Origin of the sequence: Bradyrhizobium sp. WYCCWR 13022, from assembly GCF_030435535.1 — a bacterium.
Lineage (GTDB): Bacteria > Pseudomonadota > Alphaproteobacteria > Rhizobiales > Xanthobacteraceae > Bradyrhizobium.
The window spans coordinates 26520-33209 of sequence record NZ_JAUIZJ010000022.1 but is presented as its reverse complement, the minus strand read 5'-3'; the positions used below and the strand labels follow the sequence as shown (position 1 = coordinate 33209).

Below are 6690 nucleotides of genomic sequence, written 5' to 3'. Positions count from 1 at the left end.
CATTGATGCAAGACCGCTCACCGCCAATTCGACGAAATCTTCTTGCGACGCGCGGCCGGACCATACATTCGGGTCACAAGGAGGCTTATGCACCGCCGCAAATCGTTGACCTCCAATGGCCTATGCAATGTGTTCGATCTATTTTACTGCGCAGCGCGCCGAAATCGATCGGTTTGGTCAGCAAAGCTTCTGCTCCATTCTCAAGCGCTCTGCGCTTGGTCTCTGCGTCACCGCAAGCGCCTGGAAGCAGTCTGCGGCTCACCGTGGATAGAACCAGTCGAACTTCAATACAAACGCGTTTTCTCATCTTTTTCGGCAATAGCCAGCATCTCAGGTACCGAGAGATCTAGGTTTCCGTGAACGACCATAGCCTCCCCGATAGAGGCGAGCCCTTTGGAATTCCAAGACTCCGGCTTCCACATCTTTGAACGGACCATGCATTTCGTACAATGAAGGAACGCTTATTCCACGGTCACTACGAGTGCGAGCTTTGGCACCCGGTCTCCCATTTTCAAACTGTCACGCAACCATGCGTCGCGCACGATCCGAGCACTTCGGCTGATTCTCAACGTCTCACCCTTGTCGGGCACCACGAAAATCAATCCCACCTTGGGATTCTGCAGCACATTTCGAAAGGTATCAGCGCGCCGATTTCCCGGGCGCTCTGGAATCGCGATCGTGCGGTCGTCTAGCACGTGTACGAAGCCTGCCGGGTCTCCCTTTGGGGAAACATCGATGTTTCCGGCAGCATCGGAGGATGCCACGATAACAAACGGGGATCGCGCAATGAACGAGCGGCAAATGTCGTCCAAGGCGTTTACGAATTGGCAAGCACCATTTCACTGGGCTTGCCAATTGCGTTTTCTAGCTCGGCCTCCGTCGAGAGTGTTTCGAGAATTGCGGGATAATCCATCGTCTGGCTCCCAAACATCAAACAATTAAAAAAACTACCGCCGCCCTGATTTTTAACTTACCATTTCGGGCGCTCCCGCAAAGATGCCATAGGTCGGCTTCAGGGCAAAATCGGTCCTGCCGTCGCTCTGGTTGGTAGCAATTACGTCTCTAATCGTCTGAAAGCGGACGTGGGATTGGAAGTGCTCCGGACCGAAAATGACCAGCCTCACTAGCTGAGGAGGTCAACATGACCGATAGCCCAACCACCGTCTCTGCTGTCTCGAAGCACGTCCCTTGGAACAAGGGCAAGATCGTCGGCGCAAAGCCGCCGCTCCGTCCAAAGCATGTCTGGTCAATCCGGAGCAAGCTGCAGGTCGAAGGCCGAATGCGCGATCTGGTACTCTTCAACGTCGCCATCGATAGCAGGCTGCGCGGCTGCGACGTCGTAGCCTTGAGAGTTGATGACCTTGCGCCGGGTGGATATTCGGCCGACCGCGCGACCGTCCGACAGAAGAAGACCGGCCGGCCAGTCAAATTTGAACTGACGGAAACGACCCGGCAGGCAATCGACGATTACCTGCGGGTTACGGGTAAGAAGTCCGGAGAATATCTGTTCACTGGCCGGCGGCTGATTGGACATATGACGACCCGCCAGTATGCCCGCCTCCTATCCCGCTGGCTCACCAACATCGGATTGGACCCGCACCTATTGGGACGCATTCCCTCGCCGCACCAAGGCTACCTTGATCTATCGCCGAACTGGCAACCTGCGAGCCGTACAGCTCGTTCTGGGGCACACCAAAATCGAGAGCACCGTTCGATATCTCGGCATCGAGGTCGACGACGCCCTCGCGATAGCAGAACAAGTTGACCTCTAATTTCGGGGGCAGAGCAGACTCTCTCTGCGCTGCCCTCACAGACGGCTCCGGGCCAGCAGCCGTCATTTGCCTTTAGAGACGGAGCCCCTTGACCTAAATCAAACGCAAGTTCTGACGCGCGCCGATCATGAGGGATGACGAGAAGCTGCCCATACTGCGGACGGACCTACGCACAAAGTAGACAGTACTTTGGTCATAGCCCTTCCAAGAGAAGCCGCTGGAAATGCCGTGCCTGCGTCCGGGAGGAAGTACGTCAAGCCGTTAAGGCCGAGACCGTCTCTGATAGGAAGATGGACGAGCGACTTGAGAACGGTCAGTCAGAGTAAGCATCGTCGGACGTCCTGAGCGGCCATGCTCTCGCGCCAGTCGGCCTAGAGTTACGACAGATCCCGCCGATTACGGCCAGCATCCGACTTCCGCTTTCCCCCAGGGGAAACCAATTATTTCGTCGTCGCGACGGGCCAGACGCGGCCATTTGCTGATGACCCGAACAAGCGAGGCCGCCAACTGAGGTGGCCTTACTTTTCACCCAACAGCTTTCCGGTCTTTCGATTGATCAAATGCAGCTTGGCGCAGGCGGGGCAGGTGACCGCCTCATAACTATCGTCGGGCGCATCGTCGTCGTCGGTCCAATGCTGGACATTGGATGACGTGTCCGGACATTTGAAAACGAAATGAGCCATGCGCGGAAAATGGCACTTTTGCGGGATGGCAATCTGACGCAGCTCAATCTTTCCGCGCTGCAAAACGTCCTGCGAACTCCACCTCCGTCGGCGATGGGTCACTTCCAGACGTCGGTCCGAACGTTGAGGGAGGTCAGCTAAGGGCCCAATAGGCAACATCGCGCGGAGTACCCGATCACTTCATCAGCCAGCGCCAGCAGGCGCGCGGGAACCTTGATTCCGAGCTGTCTTGCAGTGTTGAGGTTGATCACCAACCAGAATTTGCTGGCCTGTTCGATCGGCAGATCACCGGGATTTGCACCCCGGATGATTTTGGCCACATAGACGCCTGCACGTCGAAAACCATCGACCGCATCGCTGGAATAGGTCAGCAGCATACCGGCATGCGCCCAATCGGGATAAGGGCCAAACGTAGGCTTACCCGTCATCAGAAGTCGGGGCATCACGACGGATATCCTGAACGTCAGTGCCGGATCGCCAGAAATGTAAAAGGCTTCAACACCGTCGCTCAACGCTTTTGAAAGGACCGCGTCGAGATCGTCGAGATCGGAATTAATTTCATAATTGTTGAAGCCGATCCCCAATTGCGCTGTGATCTTACGCAACGCTTCTTCTTCAGAAGTTTCGAGACGCGCTACCCCGTAGTCCGCAACTCCGATCATCCCAAGGTGCCGGATGCGCGGAACCAAGTCCCTGAAAAAGCCAAGGCGCTTTGTTGTCAGGCTCTCCTCCCCGCCGACTGCGTTCATCACGGTTGCCGGTGGCCGTCCCGCCTGGCTTCGCATAACTTTTGGCCAAGCCGACGGCGATCGGGTCAACGGCTATGGCGGTAAATACCAATGGCGCGTCAGGCCGCAGTCTACGCAAAGTGGCAACCGCTTGGGCCGCACCGACGAATATCCGAGGGTTCAACGCGTCAAGCTCTTGGGCGAGGGGAGACAACTGCGAAAAGTCACCGTTCGCAATGCGCGACTCTACATTGCAAACCCTTTCCAGCACCTCCACGAGGTCGGTGCCGCGGAAGGTGAGCCGCGGCTCCAGTGCGGGCGAGAAGCGTGAGAAGATATCGACGATCGTGAGCACCCGGAGCTTGCCGCCGGTGGCCAGCTGGTCATGAACGAAGTCCATCGCCCAGATCTCGTTGACCCGCGTCGCGGGCCGTCGGTCGTCGCGCAGCTTGGCCTTGACCCGGCGCTTGGGCGATTTGTTGCGCAATTGCAGGCCCAGTTCGCGATAGATGCGACGGGTCTTGTTCTGCCCGTGACGCCATCCCTCGCGGCGTAGCAACACGTGGACACGGCGATAGCCGTAGCGAACGCGCACATGGCAGATCTCCTTGATCCGAGCTTCGAGGGTCGCCTGGCCGGAGCGACGAGATTTGTAGTGGTAGGTCGATCGGTCGAACTCGAGGGCCGCACAGGCCTTGCGGATCGACACCTGCTACTCGCCGCAAGCCTCATCGACGAGCTTGCGCTTCCGGCCAGGCTTCACAGCTTTCGGCGGATCACGTCCTGCAGCATCTCCTTGTCGAGTGACAGATCCCAGCAGAGCAGTAAGCGAGGTGTCTGCGACCAGGCCGAGACATTCCTGGGTGAAGGTGTCGACCAGGGTGAGGATACGGAAGCGAGCGACCACCGCAGGTTCGACCCTGCGGGATCGTCATCGGCGCGCGGATGCCCAGTGCCGCTTGCGGCAGTCTGCATTACCCCATATTGCAGGTGTCAACATACCTGCAGCGCCGATAAATGGAGCGCTGTCGGGCTGCCCGGCTCATTCGTCCGGATGGCAGATCAGCCGGCGAGGATGCTCGGTGCCGAGCTCGGAAATGAGATACGCCGGGGCCCGGCTCTGCTGAAACAGGCGCTCGGCCAGGTCGCCGTTGCAGCGCCTGATCTTGGTGACATAGTCGCACCACTCGTTGTCGCGTGGCTGCCGCATGCGGGGGTCGCGGTCGGGACAGGGCCTCTCGTCCATGAGGTACGGAGCCTGCGCGTGCGCATCTCCGGCAGACATCCAACAGCAGACCATAAAAACGGATAAACCGAAGTAAAATCGCATGCCTGTCCCCAGCCGCCCCGGCGATTCAGCTTCCCCCAAGCTTGCTGAAAACGCAAGGTCGCGGCCTCCCGGCATCAACACGAAACAGACGTCGGCCGCGGATTTATGCTAGTCTTCGCCGGCCGCGCGCCATTTGCGGTTTTAAGCTTCCTGTTTCCCGGGAGGAATTTTCATGAAGCCATTCATTTTACCGGCCGTGCTGATGTCGCTCTTTACCCTCGTCGGCGGCACCGCAAGCGCGCAGCACATGCAGGAGATCGTCGCGACCGAGACGATCGAGCTTCGGGCTGAGCAGGCCCGCACCTTCACGCTGGATCAGCCGGTGAACAAATTCTCCCTGTCCGTCGAAGACATCGCGCAGGTCATTCCGGAAACCGACCGCGTCTTCACGATCCGGGGCCTGAAGGCCGGTCGGGTGATGATGACGGCCTATGCGGCCGACGGTCAGGTCGTCCACCGCGCCAACGTCATCGTGGACCAGACCCAGGGGCTGGTGAAGATCTACCGGGCCGAAGTGAAGGATTATGTCGGCTTTTTCTGCACCAGTCTCTCCTGCGGCCGCGCCGACCCCGATGCCAAGCCGCTGCCTTACGGGGCGACGCCGGAGGCCCAGCAGCAGCGGCAGCAGCAGCGGAGCGAGGGCAGCAGCGCCACGCCGGCGAAAGAGTCTCCGTGACAGATGGCCTGGCAGAGCCCGCCGCGGCGCAGGGCGCATAGCCGTTGACGCCTGCGACCCGTTGGTCTTCGGAATTTCCGTTTTGCGGAGCCACGGCAACTCCGACCAAGCTCCGGGGTAATCATGAGGCTTGTGCTGTTTGCCGCTCACCCTCGGCCGTGTGGGCGGTTGGTTTGCCTATGGCAGGTGCAATTAACCCGCAATTTAACGGGACTTTGCCTCTTTAACTGCCTGAGCGGTTCGGGTTCCCGGCCGTAATCTTCCGGGCGCCCCGAGTAAGGTTAAAAAACGATTAGCAGGTGACAACTTTCAGGAGAAATATTAGAGTTTTAGCAGTTGGCTGAATTTTATCACCAACGCTAACGAGCAGTTAATCTTAGTAACGAGGGATATTCCACTATGCTGAAATATTACATCAAGACCACCGAAGCCCTGAAGCAGCTGCGTGCGGACGCGCGCGGCGTGGTGTCGTTCGAGTACGTGATCGTTGCAGCCTGCATCGTCGGTGCGGTCGCCGCTGCTTTCGGCACTGGCGCTGGTGGTGGCATTGCCAGTGCCCTCACCACCGCAATCGGCAAGATCACGGCCGCGATCACGACGGCTACTGCCTAAGGGCAGTTGGAGGCGCCAGGCGAGTTCAGGCTGGCCTGCTACCTGATGTCGTTGGCGGCATTTCTGCCAACGACGCGCCGTTTCACGTTCATTAGTATGGATAAGGGATTACGCCTATGCTGAAGCATTATTTCAAAGCCAAAGAAGCCCTGAGCCTGCTGCGCGCGGACAAGGAAGGAGTTGTGTCTTTCGAGTACGTGATCGTCGCCGCCTGCGTTGTCGGTGCCGTTGCTGCTGCGTTCGGAACGGACGGTACCGGTGCAATCGGTCAGGCGCTCACGACTGCGATCGGCAAGATCACCGCGGCTGTGACTACCGCCACCGCCTGACGCGGATAGCGAGGGGTGTATTCCGCCCCTCGCTTGGTCTGAGGCAGAATTTCATGAACTGGATTGCGTCCACGACCGCGTGTCTGGAAATCGCATTGTTGTTGTATGTCGCAACCATCGATATCGCAACACGATTGATCCGAAACGAAATTTGTTTGGCGTTAGCGCTCCTCGGAATTGTCGGCGAATTAGCCAGTCCGATGCAGCTTAGCCAATCGTTATTTGTCGCCGCGATGCTGTTCTTGGTGCTCTTCGTCATATATCAGCGTGGAATGATCGGCGGCGGCGATGTCAAGTTGCTGGTTGCTCTCGCAGTCGGTCTTCCGTTGACCGGCGTGGTTGAGCTGTTGACCGTAACCGCACTCGCGGGCGGCGTGTTGGCCGCAATGCATATTATGATGCGCTACTTGCCGCATCCGAAGCTGGCGCCTGCGGGATCCTCGCTTATGCGCCGGGTCTATGCCGTCGAGCGCTGGCGCCACTTGCGACATGCACCGCTGCCCTACGGTGTCGCCATCGCATGCGGCGGCATCTGGACAATTTTGAGCAAAGGAATTTGA

The 6690-nt window shown here is 58.4% G+C and carries 8 protein-coding genes and 3 pseudogenes; 5 read left to right on the top strand and 6 right to left on the bottom strand.

Going from position 1 to position 6690, the window contains the following annotated elements; all coding sequences use genetic code 11:
• Positions 1-461: 461 nt before the first annotated feature.
• On the bottom strand, positions 462-812 hold the full coding sequence (locus QY049_RS26950) for a pyridoxamine 5'-phosphate oxidase family protein (protein WP_301270211.1): 351 nt from the start codon (positions 810-812) through the stop codon (positions 462-464).
• Between the two features lie 329 nt (positions 813-1141).
• Between QY049_RS26950 and QY049_RS26945 the strand changes: the two are divergent.
• Positions 1142-1772 (top strand): annotated as a pseudogene (locus QY049_RS26945) (tyrosine-type recombinase/integrase).
• A gap of 518 nt (positions 1773-2290) precedes the next feature.
• On the opposite strand, the gene QY049_RS26940 reads toward QY049_RS26945, so the two are convergent.
• The 5 genes and pseudogenes from QY049_RS26940 to QY049_RS26920 form a co-directional block, all read right to left on the bottom strand.
• Positions 2291-2518, bottom strand: a complete 228-nt coding sequence (locus tag QY049_RS26940) for a hypothetical protein (RefSeq protein ID WP_301270215.1) — start codon at positions 2516-2518, stop codon at positions 2291-2293.
• 74 nt (positions 2519-2592) lie between these two features.
• Positions 2593-3204, bottom strand: coding sequence for an ABC transporter substrate binding protein (locus QY049_RS26935; RefSeq protein ID WP_301270210.1), 612 nt, complete (start codon positions 3202-3204; stop codon positions 2593-2595).
• A gap of 232 nt (positions 3205-3436) precedes the next feature.
• A pseudogene (locus QY049_RS26930) lies at positions 3437-3996 on the bottom strand (IS3 family transposase); the annotation flags it as partial.
• A 10-nt stretch (positions 3997-4006) separates the two neighbouring features.
• A pseudogene (locus QY049_RS26925) lies at positions 4007-4145 on the bottom strand (IS3 family transposase); the annotation flags it as partial.
• Positions 4146-4225: 80 nt separating this feature from the next.
• Positions 4226-4393 carry a hypothetical protein gene (locus tag QY049_RS26920; protein WP_194481857.1) on the bottom strand — a complete coding sequence of 56 codons (168 nt, stop codon included), beginning with the start codon at positions 4391-4393 and terminating at the stop codon, positions 4226-4228.
• 292 nt (positions 4394-4685) lie between these two features.
• Here QY049_RS26920 and QY049_RS26915 point away from each other — a divergent pair, with 292 nt between their 5' ends.
• The 4 genes from QY049_RS26915 (at position 4686) to QY049_RS26900 (ending at position 6690) form a co-directional block, all read left to right on the top strand.
• Positions 4686-5189, top strand: coding sequence for a pilus assembly protein N-terminal domain-containing protein (locus tag QY049_RS26915; protein ID WP_301270209.1), 504 nt, complete (start codon positions 4686-4688; stop codon positions 5187-5189).
• A 399-nt stretch (positions 5190-5588) separates the two neighbouring features.
• Positions 5589-5801, top strand: a complete 213-nt coding sequence (locus QY049_RS26910; protein WP_301270208.1) for a hypothetical protein — start codon at positions 5589-5591, stop codon at positions 5799-5801.
• 116 nt (positions 5802-5917) lie between these two features.
• Positions 5918-6130: a hypothetical protein gene (locus QY049_RS26905; RefSeq protein WP_301270207.1), complete on the top strand. Its 213-nt coding sequence runs from the start codon at positions 5918-5920 to the stop codon at positions 6128-6130.
• 53 nt (positions 6131-6183) lie between these two features.
• The gene (locus QY049_RS26900; RefSeq protein ID WP_301270206.1) at positions 6184-6690 is read left to right on the top strand and encodes a prepilin peptidase; all 507 of its coding nucleotides are present in this window, start codon (positions 6184-6186) and stop codon (positions 6688-6690) included.

What these genes read in the sequence shown, in the direction of transcription:
- QY049_RS26935 (WP_301270210.1), bottom strand. Translation starts at nt 3,204, where the DNA reads ATGAACGCAGTCGGCGGGGAGGAGAGCCTGACAACAAAGCGCCTTGGC.
- QY049_RS26920 (WP_194481857.1), bottom strand. Translation starts at nt 4,393, where the DNA reads ATGCGGCAGCCACGCGACAACGAGTGGTGCGACTATGTCACCAAGATC.
- QY049_RS26915 (WP_301270209.1), top strand. Translation starts at nt 4,686, where the DNA reads ATGAAGCCATTCATTTTACCGGCCGTGCTGATGTCGCTCTTTACCCTC.
- QY049_RS26910 (WP_301270208.1), top strand. Translation starts at nt 5,589, where the DNA reads ATGCTGAAATATTACATCAAGACCACCGAAGCCCTGAAGCAGCTGCGT.
- QY049_RS26905 (WP_301270207.1), top strand. Translation starts at nt 5,918, where the DNA reads ATGCTGAAGCATTATTTCAAAGCCAAAGAAGCCCTGAGCCTGCTGCGC.
- QY049_RS26900 (WP_301270206.1), top strand. Translation starts at nt 6,184, where the DNA reads ATGAACTGGATTGCGTCCACGACCGCGTGTCTGGAAATCGCATTGTTG.